The organism is Paenibacillus sp. RC84 (assembly GCF_041260495.1).
Classification (GTDB): Bacteria; Bacillota; Bacilli; order Paenibacillales; family NBRC-103111; genus Paenibacillus_F.
Genome location: NZ_JBGBYL010000001.1, coordinates 542,266 through 559,230 on the forward strand (window position 1 = coordinate 542,266; position 16,965 = coordinate 559,230).

Annotated in this window: 20 protein-coding genes; 11 read left to right on the forward strand and 9 right to left on the reverse strand. The window is 53.4% G+C overall.

What is annotated here, in order from left to right; genetic code table 11:
- Window positions 1–10: 10 nt before the first annotated feature.
- Together ABH899_RS02465 and ABH899_RS02470 are read left to right on the forward strand one after the other, a co-directional pair.
- The gene (locus ABH899_RS02465) at window positions 11–670 is read left to right on the forward strand and encodes a hypothetical protein (protein WP_369993697.1); all 660 of its coding nucleotides are present in this window, start codon (window positions 11–13) and stop codon (window positions 668–670) included.
- A 191-nt stretch (window positions 671–861) separates the two neighbouring features.
- Window positions 862–1,044, forward strand: coding sequence for a hypothetical protein (locus ABH899_RS02470; RefSeq protein ID WP_218228438.1), 183 nt, complete (start codon window positions 862–864; stop codon window positions 1,042–1,044).
- A gap of 151 nt (window positions 1,045–1,195) precedes the next feature.
- Here ABH899_RS02470 and ABH899_RS02475 read toward each other — a convergent pair whose 3' ends face one another.
- Window positions 1,196–1,609 (reverse strand): CBS domain-containing protein, encoded by a 414-nt coding sequence (locus tag ABH899_RS02475; RefSeq protein WP_009671848.1) that lies wholly within the window; start codon window positions 1,607–1,609, stop codon window positions 1,196–1,198.
- A gap of 222 nt (window positions 1,610–1,831) precedes the next feature.
- On the opposite strand from ABH899_RS02475, the gene ABH899_RS02480 reads away from it, so the two are divergent.
- On the forward strand, window positions 1,832–2,269 hold the full coding sequence (locus ABH899_RS02480; RefSeq protein WP_369993700.1) for a GNAT family N-acetyltransferase: 438 nt from the start codon (window positions 1,832–1,834) through the stop codon (window positions 2,267–2,269).
- A 3-nt stretch (window positions 2,270–2,272) separates the two neighbouring features.
- Here ABH899_RS02480 and ABH899_RS02485 read toward each other — a convergent pair whose 3' ends face one another.
- Window positions 2,273–3,904 (reverse strand): ATP-binding protein, encoded by a 1,632-nt coding sequence (locus ABH899_RS02485; RefSeq protein WP_369993703.1) that lies wholly within the window; start codon window positions 3,902–3,904, stop codon window positions 2,273–2,275.
- Window positions 3,905–4,070: 166 nt separating this feature from the next.
- Complete coding sequence (locus ABH899_RS02490; RefSeq protein WP_369993705.1) at window positions 4,071–4,814, reverse strand: MBL fold metallo-hydrolase; 744 nt, start codon at window positions 4,812–4,814, stop codon at window positions 4,071–4,073.
- Between the two features lie 200 nt (window positions 4,815–5,014).
- Between ABH899_RS02490 and ABH899_RS02495 the strand changes: the two genes are divergently transcribed.
- Window positions 5,015–5,482: a CcdC family protein gene (locus tag ABH899_RS02495; protein WP_009671771.1), complete on the forward strand. Its 468-nt coding sequence runs from the start codon at window positions 5,015–5,017 to the stop codon at window positions 5,480–5,482.
- A 32-nt stretch (window positions 5,483–5,514) separates the two neighbouring features.
- On the opposite strand, the gene ABH899_RS02500 is transcribed toward ABH899_RS02495, so the two are convergent.
- Entirely contained in the window at window positions 5,515–5,688 is a 174-nt protein-coding gene (locus ABH899_RS02500; protein ID WP_009671838.1) for an aspartyl-phosphate phosphatase Spo0E family protein, read from the reverse strand.
- Between the two features lie 74 nt (window positions 5,689–5,762).
- Between ABH899_RS02500 and ABH899_RS02505 the strand changes: the two genes are divergently transcribed.
- Window positions 5,763–6,728: an alpha/beta hydrolase gene (locus tag ABH899_RS02505; RefSeq protein WP_369993709.1), complete on the forward strand. Its 966-nt coding sequence runs from the start codon at window positions 5,763–5,765 to the stop codon at window positions 6,726–6,728.
- A gap of 155 nt (window positions 6,729–6,883) precedes the next feature.
- A complete protein-coding gene (locus ABH899_RS02510; protein WP_016423469.1) occupies window positions 6,884–7,201 on the forward strand; it encodes a DUF1292 domain-containing protein in 318 nt (105 codons plus the stop codon).
- 102 nt (window positions 7,202–7,303) lie between these two features.
- Here ABH899_RS02510 and ABH899_RS02515 read toward each other — a convergent pair whose 3' ends face one another.
- Both ABH899_RS02515 and ABH899_RS02520 read right to left on the reverse strand, forming a co-directional pair.
- Window positions 7,304–7,723: a DUF1885 family protein gene (locus ABH899_RS02515; protein ID WP_369993711.1), complete on the reverse strand. Its 420-nt coding sequence runs from the start codon at window positions 7,721–7,723 to the stop codon at window positions 7,304–7,306.
- Between the two features lie 83 nt (window positions 7,724–7,806).
- Complete coding sequence (locus ABH899_RS02520) at window positions 7,807–9,276, reverse strand: aminotransferase class I/II-fold pyridoxal phosphate-dependent enzyme (protein WP_369993714.1); 1,470 nt, start codon at window positions 9,274–9,276, stop codon at window positions 7,807–7,809.
- 185 nt (window positions 9,277–9,461) lie between these two features.
- Here ABH899_RS02520 and ABH899_RS02525 point away from each other — a divergent pair, with 185 nt between their 5' ends.
- A complete protein-coding gene (locus ABH899_RS02525; RefSeq protein ID WP_369993717.1) occupies window positions 9,462–10,841 on the forward strand; it encodes an MFS transporter in 1,380 nt (459 codons plus the stop codon).
- A gap of 313 nt (window positions 10,842–11,154) precedes the next feature.
- A complete protein-coding gene (locus tag ABH899_RS02530) occupies window positions 11,155–12,210 on the forward strand; it encodes a right-handed parallel beta-helix repeat-containing protein (protein WP_369993720.1) in 1,056 nt (351 codons plus the stop codon).
- 100 nt (window positions 12,211–12,310) lie between these two features.
- Here ABH899_RS02530 and ABH899_RS02535 read toward each other — a convergent pair whose 3' ends face one another.
- Window positions 12,311–13,036, reverse strand: coding sequence for a hypothetical protein (locus ABH899_RS02535; RefSeq protein ID WP_369993723.1), 726 nt, complete (start codon window positions 13,034–13,036; stop codon window positions 12,311–12,313).
- 151 nt (window positions 13,037–13,187) lie between these two features.
- Window positions 13,188–13,838, reverse strand: a complete 651-nt coding sequence (locus ABH899_RS02540; RefSeq protein ID WP_218228444.1) for a YktB family protein — start codon at window positions 13,836–13,838, stop codon at window positions 13,188–13,190.
- A 154-nt stretch (window positions 13,839–13,992) separates the two neighbouring features.
- Here ABH899_RS02540 and ABH899_RS02545 point away from each other — a divergent pair, with 154 nt between their 5' ends.
- Window positions 13,993–14,832 carry a stalk domain-containing protein gene (locus ABH899_RS02545; RefSeq protein WP_369993726.1) on the forward strand — a complete coding sequence of 280 codons (840 nt, stop codon included), beginning with the start codon at window positions 13,993–13,995 and terminating at the stop codon, window positions 14,830–14,832.
- Between the two features lie 41 nt (window positions 14,833–14,873).
- On the opposite strand, the gene ABH899_RS02550 is transcribed toward ABH899_RS02545, so the two are convergent.
- Window positions 14,874–15,533, reverse strand: coding sequence for a response regulator (locus tag ABH899_RS02550; RefSeq protein WP_369993727.1), 660 nt, complete (start codon window positions 15,531–15,533; stop codon window positions 14,874–14,876).
- A gap of 49 nt (window positions 15,534–15,582) precedes the next feature.
- On the opposite strand from ABH899_RS02550, the gene ABH899_RS02555 reads away from it, so the two are divergent.
- Entirely contained in the window at window positions 15,583–15,759 is a 177-nt protein-coding gene (locus tag ABH899_RS02555) for a hypothetical protein (protein ID WP_369993728.1), read from the forward strand.
- Window positions 15,752–16,906: an ABC transporter permease gene (locus tag ABH899_RS02560; RefSeq protein WP_369993730.1), complete on the forward strand. Its 1,155-nt coding sequence runs from the start codon at window positions 15,752–15,754 to the stop codon at window positions 16,904–16,906. The genes ABH899_RS02555 and ABH899_RS02560 overlap by 8 nt, the downstream gene beginning before the upstream one ends.
- The last annotated feature ends 59 nt before the right edge of the window (window positions 16,907–16,965 follow it).

Consider the following 16,965-nt stretch of genomic DNA (forward strand, 5'->3'; position numbering starts at 1 on the left):
GCAAGCAAGCATGATCAAGACCCAGGAACTCAAGCAGCAGATGGACGATCTGTCCAAGCAGAACGATATGCTTCTTGTGGAGTTTGAACAATTAAAAAAAATGATTATGAACGGCGGATCTCAAAACTCCGGCGATAGCTCGGGCGGTTCGGGCAGTTCGGGCGGCGGCCAGTATGAATCGGGCCAAAGTACGGACAACGGGCAGCAGCAAGGTCAGGATCAAAACCAGAATCAAAACCAGAATCAAAACCAGAATCAAAACCAGAATCAAGATCAATCGGGAACCGGAGGCAGCCAGTCCGCCAGACGCAGCGCTTCTTCCGGTAAAAGACAGCAGTCCCAGGACGGCCAAAACCAGCAGGATTCTTCGTCCGGCGGCGGAAATCAGCAAGCCCAAGGCTACTCTCAGCAGCAAAACGGGAGCTCCGGCAACAACGGAAGCTCTGCCGCCGTTTCGGAAATGGCGGACGATCTTTACGTCATCAAAAACATGGTCGAACAGTTGGAGAGAAAGACGTCCCAATACGTTTCCGAGCAGACGAACCAGTCCTTGACGGAGAAGGATGTCGTTAATCTGGTCTTGTATCTGATGAACGGCATGATCGACTGGACCAGTGAATTTGTGGGAAAAAACCAGTCCTCATCGGGTTCGTCGGGACCGGTGCAATAGCGTGAAAGCCGTGAGAACGGCTTTTTTTCTTGCCAGAAAACTGGGAAATTCATTGATTCATTCTTTAGAGAATTCGACAAGATACACTTATTTACAGTTATCGGAAGTCCATATAAAGTAATGATAGTGTTGTTTACTCACAGGGGCTTGACCCGCAAGAACCGGACTATTAGAGAGGATGAGCAGGGAGTATGAGAAACATCGATATTCGAGTCATGAGCAAGCAGCTTGGATTTGGCACCGAATCCTTGGAGTCTTGGCTGGCCAAAGAGCGGCAGCAGGAACCGGAGAAACAGCCGGCTTATCGTCTGGAAAGCCTTCGTCCTTGTTACGAGAACAGGCCGTCGGATGAGTTTGTCTCTCTTTCCGTTTAACACGGATGTCAGCAGGATTCGGACCTCAACCTTCCTACTCTACCATCTTCCTTCCTACACACTCCCCCCGTCTTAGTACCTATTCGACTCCATACAAAAAAGCCTCTCCAGACAGGAGAGGCCGCGAACATCTTCATCCCGCAGCTTGCCGCTAAACGGGTGCCTGAAACATTTGCTTGGCACAGTATTCGATAATGTCACTGCGGCGCACAATTCCGATGAAATTACCTGCGTCATCCACGACCGGTACAAAGTTCTGCACCTTGGCAAGATCAATGAGATCTTCCATGTTCGCATGAATGTGTACCGGTTTATTTCTCATCCTCAGGGGAACCTCCTCCAAAGTATGCCTGTGGGCGTTATCGAAGGTAATGCCCGGAGAATTTTTCAAAAACCAGAGCAGATCGCCCTCGGTTACCGTTCCCATATATTTGCCATCCTCCGTAAGGATGGGAACCGCCGTATAGCGGTGATATTCCATTCTTTCCAAGGTTTGTCTTAGTGTGGCATCAATCGTCGTTGTGATCACTTCAAGTTTGGGCAAAAGAAAAAAGGCAATATTCATGAATAATACTCCTTTACGTAATAAGCGCAATTTATCATTTCTCACGATCTATTATACTATATCGGGGAGTCAGAAACGAATCCGCGGAAGTGGAAAGTTTGGAGTAACACCGGATGAACCTATAGGAGAAACCGTCGAGTGTGGGTATGTTCCGTCTGGACAAGGATGCGCGGATAAGCTATCATATCTCGTATCGTTTGGACGAAAGGGGAACAAGGCAGAATGGAAATTATTCGCGTTACGACAGATGAACAACTTAAAGAGTGCCTGAGCGTCCGCAAAGAAGTCTTCGTTGATGAGCAGAACGTGCCGCTGGAACTTGAAATAGACGAGCTGGACGCATCTCACCAAAGCGGTCATCATTTTCTGATCCGGGAAGGGGGGAAGGCGATCGCGGCAGCCAGGTGGAAGCCGTATGAAGAAAACCGGGCGAAACTGCAGCGTATCGCCGTCCTCAAAGCGAACCGGGGAACGGGCCTCGGATCCGTACTCGTGCAAGCGATGGAAGCCCATGCCAAAGAACTCGGCTATAAGGGAGCGGTTCTCGATGCGCAGTGCCAAGCCGAGCCTTTTTACAAAAAAATCGGGTACGAAACGATTCCCGGGGAGCCGTTCGATGACGCCGGTATCCCTCACGTAAGAATGGTCAAATCTTTATAAGCCTCACACCGCGTCTTTGCGCCGGTTAAGCGGATAGCAGGGAGACGATTCCGGTTCGCCCAGGGGAAAGGTCATAATGAACGTCGTACCTCTGCCGATAAAGCTTTCCACTTCGATCGTACCGTTGTGATCCTGCACAATTTTGTGGCAGATGGACAGGCCAAGTCCCGTTCCGCTGTCTTTGGTCGTGAAAAAAGGATTGAAGATCTGGTCCAGCTGTTCCACGGGAATTCCGCTGCCCTGATCTTCGATTTCAAGTACGACATGGTGATCGCGCTCATATAGGCGGATCGCCATTTTTTTATTGTCTTCCATAGATTCATACGCGTTTTTAAAGAGATTAATGAGCAGCTGCACCATTTTATCCGGGTCCATCCAAATATTCATCGGTTTTTCCGGAGGATCATACACGATTTCATGACCCAGCCGGGACATCTCGGATAAGGTCAACGAGATGACGCGCTGTATACAAACCTGCATCGACAGTACTCTGAACTGTACGGCGTGAGGCTTGGAGAACTGGAGAAATTCGGCGGTCAGCTCGCTCATTCTGCTGATTTCGTCCATGATCAAAGGATACCAGGTTTCGATGTTGTAACCGTTCGATTTCGAGATCTGCAGGAAACCCTTGATTGTAGTCAGGGGATTCCTGATTTCATGCGCCATGCCGGAAGCGAGTTCGCCGACAATTCTAAGCTTTTCCGAGCGAAGCATATGCTCCTCGCGCTTCAGCCACATTTCCCGCTTCATACTGAACAGGTTGTTTTCCGCGACGAGCACGAGATCGTCCTTCGAAGAACCGTCATGGGGCAGCACCGCGATGCCGTAAGTGATTTGAATCCCCGTCAATTTGGGGAGTTCGGATCCGAGCTGCTGATCCACATAGGCCCGCATCGTTTCTTTGTCCTCATACGTGACAGCTACCGCGAACTCGTCTCCTCCGTACCGGGAAATAAAAGCCGCCTGAGAAAACTTAATTTTCAGCAGAACCGCGATCTGCTTCAGGATCTGGTTGCCCGCTTGAAAACCCTGCGTTTTGTTCATCGCCTTCAGGTCCGTGCAGTCAATCAGGATAAATAGCAGCCGGCTTTCCTTATCGACCAGGTTATGGAGCATCGCGTGGCACGCTTCGAAATTGGGCAGTCCGGTCAGGGAGTCATGGGTCATCAGCTGCCTTCTTTCCCCGGCCAGTTTGTCTCTTTGTCTAAATGTGTTGAATACGGTCAAAGCGAGTCCCATAAAGATGGCGAAGTTGCTTAAGTAGAGCAGAATCATCCAGAGAGGCGGATACACGGAAAAGGCGGGAGCGGTTATCAGCGCGATAACGGCAAAGGTGATGAGATTGAGCGTAACGAGCATCCAGACGGTTTTCCGCGACTTGGACTCGTAAACTTCCGATGCGAGCAGGAGCAAGTACAGGGTGAAGCACCAATCGGTTTGACTGCTCCAGTGGAACAGCGTAAGCAGAACCAGTTTGACGGCTGAAAAGGTGACGGAGGATCTCTTAAGGCCGAGGACGGCGGCAGCGAGGAACAGCAGGCTGAGCGGGAGCCATCCGCTAACGGACAAACCGAGCTTCCACGAAGCGATGCTGATGACCGAGGCATAGAAGATAACGAACCATTTGTATATCACACAATCCACCCCACTTGAAAAAGACCGTGCCGCGCAGCGGAGCGAGCGAACGGGGCCGGCTCACAAGCGCGAAAGGCCAAAGTTTTTGGATTAGTACTTTAGTCCTGTCTTCATTGAAAAACACGAAAACCAGGTAGGTCACCTGGTTTCTAAAAGCGGATGCGGCTTATAAAGTGTAAATTTGATGCTGCTTGATAAACGACATTTTTCCCGTTTTGCCGACATAAGCGGGCATACTGTCCCCATAGTGCATAAGCCGAATCCGGGACTGGACCGACTCGGGGAGCGTGAGCAGCTCTTCAAGCGCGGCGTGAACGACGCCGGGCCCTTCCAACTGGCAGTCGTGGAAAATATGGCGGCACTCTCTTTGCCCGACGACTTCGTTTAAAATCAGCTCGGGCTGAAAAATCATATCCGCACTGTAGAAAATGGTGTCGTTAACGAATAGGGAGAAGCTGGGCTTACCGGCGATATGAGGCGTCCGGATAATCTCGATACGGAATCCCGTATGAATTTCAGAAGGCCGGCCTTCTTCGAGCAGTTCGACGTCGAAATAATCCGCCAAGCGGTTTAAATGTTCTCCGGTATTCTCCATTCCGCCCTTCAACGTATGTTCCCAGATAGGAGCCTCCAGCGCCGCGGGCAGCAGCAGTCTGAGCTTTCGCCCGTATACGTAACGCATTTGCAGGGCCAGCTCTTCAAGCCCGCCGACGTGATCGGAGTGAAGGTGCGTAATCAGGACAGCGTCCAGTTCATCCGGCTTCATATTCAGCTCATGCAGAGCGCGCGGTGCCGTATTCCCGGCATCGACCAGGAGAGTAAAACCGCTGCAAGTCCAAAGTGCATTGTTGTTAAAATATTTCTTGGCAAACGCACTGCCGGTTCCGATCATTTGCAGCTGCAAGCTCACAGAATAAGCCTCCGATCTGTAGAGTGACGTACTACCCACACTCTAGCACGGAAAAAGTTGGATTTCAACCGCTTTCATCTGTCAAATCCATGCGACATTCAAGTAAAACGGCTTCTTCCCGAAGCCAAGGAGTGGTATAATAAAGGATGAAAGAATTGCAGCGATGTGAGGGAAGGAAGGGGAAGGAGTTGGCTTTCTCAGTGGGTTCGAATTTACACGCGATTTCCCTGTTCGGAACGCTCGGTATGGCGCTTCTCGTAATTGCCATCCGGATGAAAGCGTCCAAGCGGCCTATAAACGCGATGAAAATATTAATGCCGCCAATCGGCATGAGCACGGGGTTTCTTATGTTTGTCGCTCCGTTGACGCGAATACCGGTTACTTGGGGATTGATCGCTTTTGCGGTGGGAGCGGTCGTGTTCGCCTATCCGTTAATCCGGACATCCGGATTTTCCAAGCAGGGCGATCATGTGTATCTTCATCGTTCGAAAGCGTTTTTAATCATTTTGGTCGTCCTGCTTGCCATCCGCTTATTTCTTCATTCGTATGTGGAGGAATACGTAACGGTGTACCAAACGGCTTCCATATTCTTTATCCTGGCGTTCGGAATGCTGCTTCCTTGGCGGGTGGCCATGTACGTGCAGTACCGCAAACTGATGAACAGCTGAGTCCGGCGAGCCGCTTTACGGCCTGAATAAGGTTAGGAGGCGGCCCGTTTTTTCATTTGTTCCACAATAAGGCCGTCCAGCTGCTGGCTGACTTCGACGACACGCGGATGATTCAATTCGTATTTGTATTGCGCGGCCATATAAGTCAGGACGCTTTTGAGGTATTCGATTTCCAGGTCAAGTGATCGGTTCATGGTTTTGAGCACGGGAACTCCTCCTGCATGATCGGAATTTTATAAAGCCGGACAACTGAGGCTGCAGACTAGATAGGGTACGGAGAGTGAACGCATTGATATGGATCGTGTGGAGCGTCCTTCTGCTCCTTTTTGCCGGTTTTCTTGCTTCGGTCGGTATTGCCGCTTATGTGGGCTGGCAGCTGACGCATCCGAAAAGGCAGCCGGTCGACGACTCGCCCGCGAATTACGGGCTTGTTTTCGAAGAGGTGGAGATAGCCAGCCGTATGGGAGACATTATGCTCAGCGGCTGGCATCTTCCTCCTCCCGATACGGCGGTCAGGCAGAACCCGATGACCGTCATTCTGTCCCACGGATACGCCGGAAACCGGCTCGAACGCGGGCTTCCGTCACTCGCGTTAGCGCGGGATCTCATTGCAGCGGGTTTCCGCGTGATTATGTTCGACTTCCGGAATTCCGGGAAGTCCCAGGGAAGCATGACCTCCGTGGGTTATTACGAAAAGTACGATCTCCTCGGCGTCATCGACTGGGTAACGGAAACGTACCCGCGGGAAGCCGTAAGTCTGATCGGGTTTTCGATGGGAGCGACGACTTCTCTTCTGGCGGCGGCCGAACACGAGAAGGTTGCCGCGGTAGTGGCGGACAGTCCTTTTCATCATCTCAAAAAATATTTGAAAACAAATTTGCCGGTATGGTCCGGTCTTCCGAACATTCCGTTTACTCCGCTTATCTTGCTTCTTTTTCCGCCGCTGCTTAAAATCGATCCCGAGGGAGTCGATGCGGTTAAGGCGGTTGAAGCGATCTATCCGAGGCCCGTTCTTTTTATACACAGCAGCGACGATCGCGCTATTCCCCAAGCTTCATCCGAAGAAATGTGGAGACGCCATCCCGATGCGTTCGATTTCTGGCGGACGGCCGGAGCGCCTCATGTGGGCTCTTACCATTTAGAATCGGCAGAATATGCCTGTCGTGTTATAGCGTTTTTGGAGAAAACGGTTTCGGAAGAAACGATAGATCCCCGTAAAGCCGCTATATCCTATAATTGCCATTAACCTCAATTGATTCCTTTTGAATCGGGTTGCCGACAATTTTGCAAAGCATGGATTTATAAGGAAAAATCCGGTGCGGACGGGCGTTTGACCTGTTCCGCTTTCCGTGATACGATACCATCGAAAGATGCAAATTTAAAACGAAACGAGGTTCTACAATGAGCGATCACAAACACGATCATGATCAGGATTGCGGCTGCGGACACGATCACGACCATGAACATGAAGAAAGCGTGTTTATTGTAACGGACGAAGAAGGCAAAGAGCATGAAATGGTCATGGTGTACACATTTGACTCTCAGGATCAGCTGTATGCGGTACTGCTGGACAGAAACGATCCCGAAGCAGACGGTGTTATTTTCCGTATAGAAGAAGAAAACGATGACGCCTACCTGGTGAACATCGAAGATGAAGCTGAATGGGAGCGCGTCGTAGCGGTCTACAATCAGATTATCGCGGAAGAAAACCGCGAATAGGTTTCGTATCCGGCATACATACGTACGGCATGCGTGCGTACGATAAAAAATCCCTTTTCCTGTATAAGGAGAAGGGATTTCTGCATTTCTCGTTAAAGTTTGTTATTTGCGGGGATTGAAGTACATCGTACGCCCGTTGAACAGGTCCAGCTGAGCTTTCCAGTGGCGGGCCAAATATTTCCCGAGTTCGTTGGCTTTGGATTTATCCCCGTGGGTTGCGGTATCCGGAAGAACGATCTGGACGTAATGCTGAAGGCTGTCTTCCCGCATTTCGCTTCCGACACCGAGCACGATGCTGCGGTAACGGGGCGTGGTTCCTTTCAAATAGAACCATTTGCCTTCCCCTTCGGGCTTCGTCTCCACCGTATAAGGAAAGCCGGCCGAATCGTATTCCCAGCTCAGTTGGGCGCCGGTTCTCGAAAGCTGCTCGCGGTAATGCTCGAGCTGGCCTTTCAGTTCGTCCAGGGTGGGGGAAGTCATTGTGGAGCCTGTGACAAAACGGATAAATGCGCTTTGACTCATTGCTTGGCACCTCCAAAACTGCAATCCCCCACATCATAGCATCCGTGGACAATTTTGACAATCTTGCGCTGCTTCGAGCAGAATTAGAAAATCGGCTGCGTTTCCACGATGACTTTGACGAACTGGCAGCTGCGGTCTTCCGGCCCTTTTACAGGCAGCCCGACTTCCACGTGTTCCACGATGTAGTCGATGTTTTCCTGCGAGATGACTTCGCCCGGCAGCAGGATCGGAATACCCGGCGGGTATACGTAAATGAATTCGGCAATGATTCTTCCCGCCGATTTCTTTAACGGAACCACTTCCGTATCGCCGTAGAAAGCGTCGCGGGGGATCAGGGAAAGCTGCGGTATTTCCGGGATAATCACGATCAGATCGTCTTCGGCATTGCCGGTGTAGTGCTCGGCGGACAATTCGCGCAGCGCCTGCAGAAGCACGTCGATGTTATCGGCGGTGTCGCCCGGCGTGACAAGACAAAGAATATTGTACATGTCGCTCATCTCGACCTCGATGTTGTAACGGTCTCTGAGCCAGTTCTCCACATCGTAGCCGGTCAGTCCGAGATGACGGATATGAATCGTCACTTTGGTTGCGTCGTAAGCGTAAGTGGCTTCCGTGCCGAGAATTTCTTCCCCGAATGAGTACAGGCCGGGGATCTTGTTGATTTCGCTGCGCGCGTATTCGGCCAGGGCTATCGTGCGTTCCGCCAGTTCATGGCCGTTCAAGGCCAGATGGCGGCGGGCGGTATCCAGCGAAGCGAGCAGGATATAAGAAGTCGAAGTCGTCGTCATCATACTCATGATCGTCTGAATGCGCTTCGGGTTTACGCGGCTTCCCTGCACATTCAGCACGGAGCTTTGCGTTAAAGAGCCGCCGAGTTTATGTACGCTCGTAGCCGCCATATCGGCGCCGGCTTCCATTGCGGACATCGGAAGTTTATCATGGAAGTGGATAAGCACTCCGTGCGCTTCGTCGACCAGAACGGGAATGTCGTAACTGTGAACGAGATCGACAATCTCTTTCAAGTGCGTGCATACGCCGTAGTAGGTAGGGTTGATTACCAGGACCCCTTTGGCGTCCGGATGCTTCTCCAGCGCGCGGCGCACGGACTTGGTCGTAATTCCGTGGTCGATCCCGAGGTTCGCGTCGCGGGCGGGCGATATGAAGACCGGTTTGATTCCGGCGAAAATGATAGCGGCCAATACGGATTTGTGCACATTCCGCGGTACGATGATTTTATCTCCTTGACCGGCTACCGACATAATCATGGTCATGATGGCGCCGCTCGTGCCCTGGACGGAGAAGTAGGTATGCTCCGCGCCGAAAGCTTGGGCGGCGAGTTTCTGGGCTTCTTCGATAACGCCTGTGGGCTGGTGAAGGTCATCCAGCGGTGCGATATTGATCAAATCGATGGACAGTGCGTTTTCGCCGAGAAATTCCCGGTACTCAGGGTCCATCCCGACTCCTTTTTTGTGACCTGGAATATGGAACTGGATCGGATTTTTCTCTGCATGCGTGCGCAAGGCCGAGAATAGGGGTGTGCGATGTTGATCCATCCGGCAACCCTTCCCTTCTGCGTGGAATTTCTGCGAATCGCTGATACGAATCACGAGATTGAACAAACAAAATAGAGTATAACAAAAACGGACGGGCATGCAAGTATATTTTTTGAAAATAGTTTGTCCATCCTGGGGAAAACCTAACAAAAGAACGCTGCAAGAGAGGGGCGAGAGATATCGTGATGAATCTGGCCGGATGGAAAAACAAGGCGGGGGCGGCCGCGCCCTTTGTCGTACAACTGCTGGTTATTATGTTTGTGGTGGAATTCGTAAAGGGGGCGCTCCTTCTGACGATTCTTCCCGTTTATATGAAAACGGTCCTGGGCGCGACGGCGTTCGTCGTAGGCTGGTCTCTGGCCGCCCAGTACATCGGGGACAACGTGTTCCGCACGCCGGTCGGATGGCTGATCGACAAAGCCGGCTACCGGTTGTCCATGTTGATCGGCATTCTGCTCTCGGGGAGCTCCGTGCTGATCATGGCGACCTTCACGCATCACGCTTGGATGGTAGCGGCATGCGCCTTGCTGGGAGTCGGTACGGCTCCACTGTGGCCGGCCGTCATTGCGGGAACGACCGAGGTCGCGGGAGACAAGGCGAAAGGAACGATCATGAGCGTGGTCTACATGGCATGGCTCAGCGGTACCGGCCTTGGGCCGGTCGTGATCAATTTCTTTATTCACGGGTCCAATTACGGCCCGGCTTACCGGCTGCTGCTCATTTCCATGGGCGTTGTTTTGCTGATCGCCCTGTTTCTGCCGCGCAAACCGCTGCTTCGCGAAGGCGGGGCCAAGAGGAAAGAGAGCTGGCGTGCTCCAGCCGGCGCCGCATTCCCGGCGGGCGCAGCGATGGAAGCGGGCGCCGATCCCCTCGGGGAGGCCGTCACCGCAGCCGGAGGAGGCGCGGCCGCTGCCATGCCGGCCGCGGACAAGAAGCCGCTCGGGGAGCGCGTGCGCCTTTATATGCGGGAAGTCCGCGCGTCTCTGCGGGAAATGAAAGTCAGCCGGCTGCTGTTTCCGGCCATGTTTATTCAGACGTTCGCGCTGGGAGTTCTGACTCCGATCCTGACGCTGTACGCCCGTGAAGTTCTGCATCTTTCGCCGAGTCAATACAGCATGCTGCTCATTGTCGGAGGAGGAGCGGCAGTGGCCCTGCTCGTTCCGGTCGGAAAACTCGTGGACCGCAAGGGCATTAAGGGACTGCTGACCGCCGGGCTTATTTTCAGCTCGGTCGCCCTGCTGGCCCTCGGATTTATCCGGCAGCTTGCGGCCGTTTACGTAGTCGTCGGTCTGCTTGGAATCGGTTATGCGCTGATCATTCCGTCCTGGAATGCCCTGATCGCGTCTTGTGTGCCCAAGGAGAAGAGAGGCGCCGTCTGGGGCTTTTTCCTGACTATAGAAGGGCTCGGCATGATTGTGGGTCCCATCGTTTCAGGCAAGCTGTGGGATGCGTTCGGCCCGTCCGTGCCCTTTACGGTGAGCGGATCGGTGCTTCTGCTTCTGCTTGCGCTCCAGTGGAGAATTTTGGCGAAGAGCCGCGGGAATGCCGCGCACCGGACAGGCTGAACCGGCTTGGGTCGCTTCTTGAGGCTCCTTTGCCGGAACGCTTTCCCGAAAGTCCCGCATACGCTGCGGGACTTTTTTTATAGAGGCAAGCGGATTTCCGAGGGCAAGTCCCGTGATGATCCGCCTCAGGAAGAGGTATATAAATCGGAGTAGATGCATGTAAATATCGTAAGAAAACCCATCCAGTACCAGCGGGTCGCTGTGCTATACTGAAAGCAGATCGGAGAGGGGAGGCGGGGAAAAGAAGTGGATTAAACGCCAAAAATTAAAGCGTTTTAATTTTGATTAGCTCAATTAAAAGGAGGCTATTGTAATGAAAACCAGATTAAAACCGACAAGGCTGCTGCGTAAGAGCCTGCTGTCCGCCGTCCTGCTCGGCGCCGCCGCGTTTGCGCCCGCCATGTATGCCGCCGTGCCCCATGAATCCGGGGTCTCGGCGGATCAAACTGCCGCCCGCATCAACGAAGAGGGCGCGGCCGCGCTTCGCACTGTATCGTGTTCGTCCGTATCGTGCCTCCAGAACGCCTTGAAAAACGCGCTGCCCGGGGACCGCATCCTGCTTGCGCCGGGTACGTACAAGGGGACGTTCTCCTCGGCTGTCAACGGCACCCAATCGAATCCGATTACGATTGAAAGCCGGGACCCGGCCAATCAGGCCCTCATATCCGGCACTTCAGCGGGAGGCGGATACTGCCTGAAAATTACGGGCGACAACTGGGTGATCCAAAATCTCAAGTTTACGAACGCCCAGAAAGGCATTATTCTGGACAATTCGAACGATACGCTAATTTCCGGGGTCGAAGTTTACGGCATCGGCTATGAAGGTGTGCACTTCCGTGACGGAAGCTCGCGGGGCATTCTCGAAAATTCGTACATTCACGACACGGGTACCGTAAATAAAGGATTCGGAGAAGGCGTATATGTAGGGTCCGCCGAAGGAGCCAGCTACAACCAGACCGTAAACGATACGATTATCCGGGGTGTGCGCATCGGGCCCAATGTGACTGCCGAGCATATCGACATCAAGGAAAGAACGAGCGGAACGCTTGTCGAGAACTGTATATTTAACGGCACGGGCATCAGCGGCGAAAACTACGCGGACAGCTTTATCGACGTCAAAGGCAACCATGCCGTTATCCGCAACAACACGGGATGGAGAAACGGGAACACCGTGATTACCGACGCATTTCAGCTTCACCAGATTGTGGCGGGCTGGGGCGTGAACAATGAGTTCTCGGGCAATACCGTCAACCTGGACCAGTCTTCGGCTTATGTCATTAACGCTTCCCAAGGGACAGAGGCCAAGGCGCACGGCAATGTCAGGAATCCGGCGGGGAACCTGTACAAGGGCAATGTGACGACCTATTAAGAATCCCGAATCGGCAAAAGGGAGTGCCTCCTGCAGGCACTCCCTTTGATCGTATGGGGCTGAAGCGGTCGGGCAGTCCGCATACGGGACGGGCAAGAAGTCAGGATTCCCGCGCCGGAACGCGCTGCTCGACGTATTTTTCCAGGTCCGGAGCGAGCAGGGCCTGGATGCGGCTGATAAGCTGGCTTTTCGTAATGCCCTTGCTTTCGGCGATCTGCTGCAGCGATTTGCCCTGCCGGAGCTCGCGGTGGAGCTCTTCTTTGCTGATGCCGATGGCCTGGGCGAGTTTTTGCTGATCCGGCTTGAGGCTGTGACGCATTTTCCCGTGCTGGTGCCGGTTATGGTGGTTCAGCAGCGCCTTATCCTGCAGCATCCGCTTTAGGTGCTCCGCCATTTTCTGTTTCAGGGCAGCTGCGTGTTCCGCGTCGAGCCGTCCTTCTTTGACCGCCTGATCGATCTTTGAATCGCGGATCGCAAGCAGCTTAGCCGTCAGATCCTTTTCGCTGATTCCTTTCTCTTTGGCCACATCGGAAAGGCTTTTGCCTTTGCCCAGCGATTCTTTCAAAGAAGGGACGGTGGTGCCGAGAATAGAGGCGGCTTCCTCAAGAATCGGAAGACCGGGGACGCTGTTGTCTTTCGGATTATGTGAGTCCTGACGTCCGGGCACGCCGGCGGATGGGGTTGGCTGACTGAGGACGGCTTCGTCGGGCAGTTCCTCCGGAGAGCCGAAGGCGGCGGCCTGTCTGGCGCCTAGGGATACCGAACCGAGCAGAAAGGCGAGTGCCAGCGTACCGGCCCATTTTTTCTTGGATGGCTGTAAAAACATAGGAAGAACCTCCTTGTAGATCGGATGTCCTTCCTAGTATTTCCCAAACGGGAGCGGATTATTTGCGGGCGGCGTTTCTTTTTAAAATCGGTTCGGCGGGTTCACACTTTGTGCGGAATTGCCGATATAGGGGGTAGGAGCAGCCGATGGCTTATCCCCGGGCCGTCCGGTAGAAAGGCATCAGGGACTCGAACGTTTCTTTCGCCATCCGGGTGAATGCGTCGCCCTTTTGCAAAATCGGGTCCTGCCGGTCAAAATGCCTTCCGACGAGAAACTCGGCTTTTTTCACATCCCGGAAGCGGGCAAGAGCGTCGCCGAACGTTTCGGCCGTCAGGTCGCCGGCGGGCACGCTGCGTTTTTGCATATGATCGAACGACAATACATAATGCTCCGGGATGCTCCGGTACAGCTCGTCTTGGCTCGCGAGAAGACGTCCGGCGATCGCCTGCTTGTCCGGCACCTCGTAGATCAGGGCGAACCAGAGGAAAACGTGATCGTCGAACAAGCCGATCTGGAAGTGAGGGTGCTGCTTATATCCGCGTTTATTGGCGGCGATAGCCAGCCAGGTGTCTTTGGGCGGATTTACGGTACGCCGGGCGTGCTTGGCGATATGCAGGTGCATTTCGGTTCCGGCATGCAGGGCGATATCTTCGCACAGGGTTTCGCCGAGCATTTTGAATTTCGGCTGAATCCGTTCCTGGATCGCTTTCATGCGCTCGTCCAGACCTTCAATCGCAAACGTTTCGAAATCGGATGAATCAAACCCCCGGAACGCGGGGCGAATGGTTGTGGAGTTGGACATGGGACCTCCCTAGCATGGATGCTTGTAGAATTTAAGTAAGGCAAATGAAGCGTGCTTACGTAATTTACTATACCACAAACGCTTGACATGGCCATAACGGGGAAAGTGCGGCCTGATAACAGCTGCAGGATACAATTGAAAAGGAGAGAGAACCATGCACATTTCGAGCAAAAAAATGATAGCCGCGGCAGCCGGAGTGCTGATGAGCGTTTCGTTCGCGGCAGGCGTTTACGCCGATGACTGGATTCAGAAGGTGACGGCTTATGTCCGCAGCGATTTTAAGGTAGTCGTGAACGGGACACCGGCCAATTTGAGCAGCCCGGTTCTTATTTACGACAACAACAGCTACTTGCCGCTCAAGGAGATCGCTTCCCGCCTTAACGCGAACGTAAACTGGCAGGATTCCAACCAGACGATCTACGTGAATACCCGGTTGTACCCGCAGCAGCCTGAAACGGGCGATGTCGTGTACGATGAGATCATACTGGAAAATCCGACCGCTTATATCATGAAGTATTTGGGCGGGGATTATCCGGTGCTCGTGACGCTCAGCAAAGGGATGTACTACCGGCAGAGCGACGTGCAGAAGATGGGCATGGATACGAAGGGGCTCCGGAAAGCCAAAGAAAAGTACACGGGAGAGATCTACATCAACGAGACGGAACTCCGGAAGGTTTGGAAAGAAAACCCGATCCTCACGTACGGGGAGGAAATGCCTCCGATTATTGCCGGGGAGAAGGATGATTTCAAAATCCGCGCCATTCGGGGATACGTTAAAGACATGTCGAATTACAAAATCGGCGATACGTACTTTTTCCACAATCCGATTTTTATCGAGAAGCTTGAAGAGGCCAATACGTACCGGTACCTGCTGACAGAAAACGGCCAGTATTATCAGGTGATCCTGAAACTGACCGAGATGCAGAAAGATCTTTATATCGTAGGCAGCTCTTCCAAACAACTGCTGGGCAAAACCGCCGTAGACCCGTATTGACGGCAACGGATTCACCGGCCTGAACCGGCCGGAGCATAAGATTAAGGCCGTGCCTGCTTCCAGTAGAAGATGGCGATTTGCGTCCGGCCTCTAAGCGCCAGCTTTCCTAAAATATCAGAAATGTAGTTTTTGACCGTCCCTTCGCTCAGGAATAATTCCTGGGCGATTTCTTTGTTTGAAAGGCCGTCCGCGATTTTGGTCACGATCGTCTGCTCGGTCTGAGTCAGACCGTGGGCAGACAATACCGGAGCGGGGGAAGCGGGAGCCGGGGAAACGTGCGCGGCGTGAATAAACCCCGTCAGCTTGCGGGCAATATCCGGATGGATCAGCATGTTGCCGTCTTTGACGGTTTTGATGCCCTGGATGATGCGGTCCGGGGGAATATTTTTGAGCAAATAGCCGCTCGCGCCGTTCTTGAGCGCTTCGATGATGAAGTCGTCGTCGTCAAATGTCGTGAGCACCAGAATTTGAATGGACGGGGCAAGCTGTTTCAGGCTCTTGGTGGCCTCGACGCCCCCGCATCCGGGCATCCGGATGTCCATGAGCATGACATCGGGCAGACTGCCCTCCCGCACCGCTTCCAGCGCTTCCTCTCCGCTTCCGCTGGTGCCCGCCACTTCGATATCCGGGTCCATGGCCATCAGCAGCTTCAGGCTTTCCCGGATGAAGGGATCGTCATCGGTAATCCATAAATTAATCATCGCGATGACTTTTTTGAGCGGCGGATTTTCGTCAGTGCCGGGAGAGTTTATGCGGCAGTTGAGTCTGTTTACCGTTAATCACTGGGCGTTCCAAGGACTCCTGCGGAATATGCTGACCGGAGAACTTCCCGGGGTTATGTCCAGCCTTGTGCCTTTGTTCTGGATTGCGGCGGCGTGTCTGCTGCTGATGGTGGTCGTTTATCGGAAGGTGGGATACCGTGAATAGCTTTTATATCGCCTGGAATATGGTAAAGCGGACGCTAGGCAGCAAAAAAGGATGGTTGGCTTTTCTGCTTATACCTTCCCTGGTCGTATCCGCTGCGATCGGCTTTATCGGCAGAGAGGAAGGGGGTGTTACCGTTCTGGTCGTCAATGAAGATCAGGGGAGTTTTGGCGAGTATGTGTTAAAAGAAATGGCGGCCAGGCCGGAGTATACGGTCAAGCTGCTGGACAATGTCTGGGAGCTTAAGGAAGCGATTATCGAAAAACGGGGGCAGGCCGGCTTTGTTCTGCCCGCCGATTTCAGCCGGGAATTGCTTGCGGGGGGCAGCCCCGTCATTCAATCGTATGAGCTTAACGTGAACGAAGCGACGGCGGTTATGAACGTTCATCTCGACGGGATTACGGGAAGGATGGTGTCCGCAGCGGCGGCGGCAAAAGCTTCTTCGGGCAGCGCGGACAGCCGCAGTGAAGCGCTCGCAAACATCCTTGAGCAGGCCGGGAAGCATACGGTAGGTGCGGAAACCGGCGATCTGAAGCTGGCTCCCAAGCCGGGCCTTACTACCATTACCGGCTTTACGCTGATGTTCCTGATGAGCCTCGTGCTCAGCACCGTGTCGCTTGTCATAGAAGACCGGACGAAAATGACGATGGCCCGCATGTATACGGCTCCGGTCAAGGCTGCCGAAATCGCCGCCGGGAATTTTTTAGGCAGCTTTGTCGTGGGAAGCCTTCAAATCTTTTTTGTGCTCGTGATCACCCGTTTAGTGATCGGCTACGACTACGGGGTTCCGTTCCTGTCCCAGTTCGCGGTGTTGGCCGCATTTATGCTCGTCAGCCTCGGACTGGCCAGCACGGTGGCCGGCCTTATCAAAAATCCGGGCAACGCGAGCATGATCAACTCGATGGTCGTGACGCCGACCTCGATGCTGGGCGGGTGCTTCTGGCCGATATCCATTATGCCGGACTACCTGCAGAAGCTGTCCAACTTCATGCCTCAGACATGGACCATTCAAGCCATCGAGAAAATGGCTGCCGGAGCGTCTCTGGCCGATGTGCGTCTGCCTCTCGCGATTTTGGGTCTTATGGCGGTCGTGCTGCTCGCCGTCGGTTCGGCCATCTTGCAGCCGAGTGAGAACAAGGTGAGAATGTAGGCGGCAAACGGTTCAATCAAGTGTAAACGCGATACGCGGCATACCCGAAAAAGACGCTC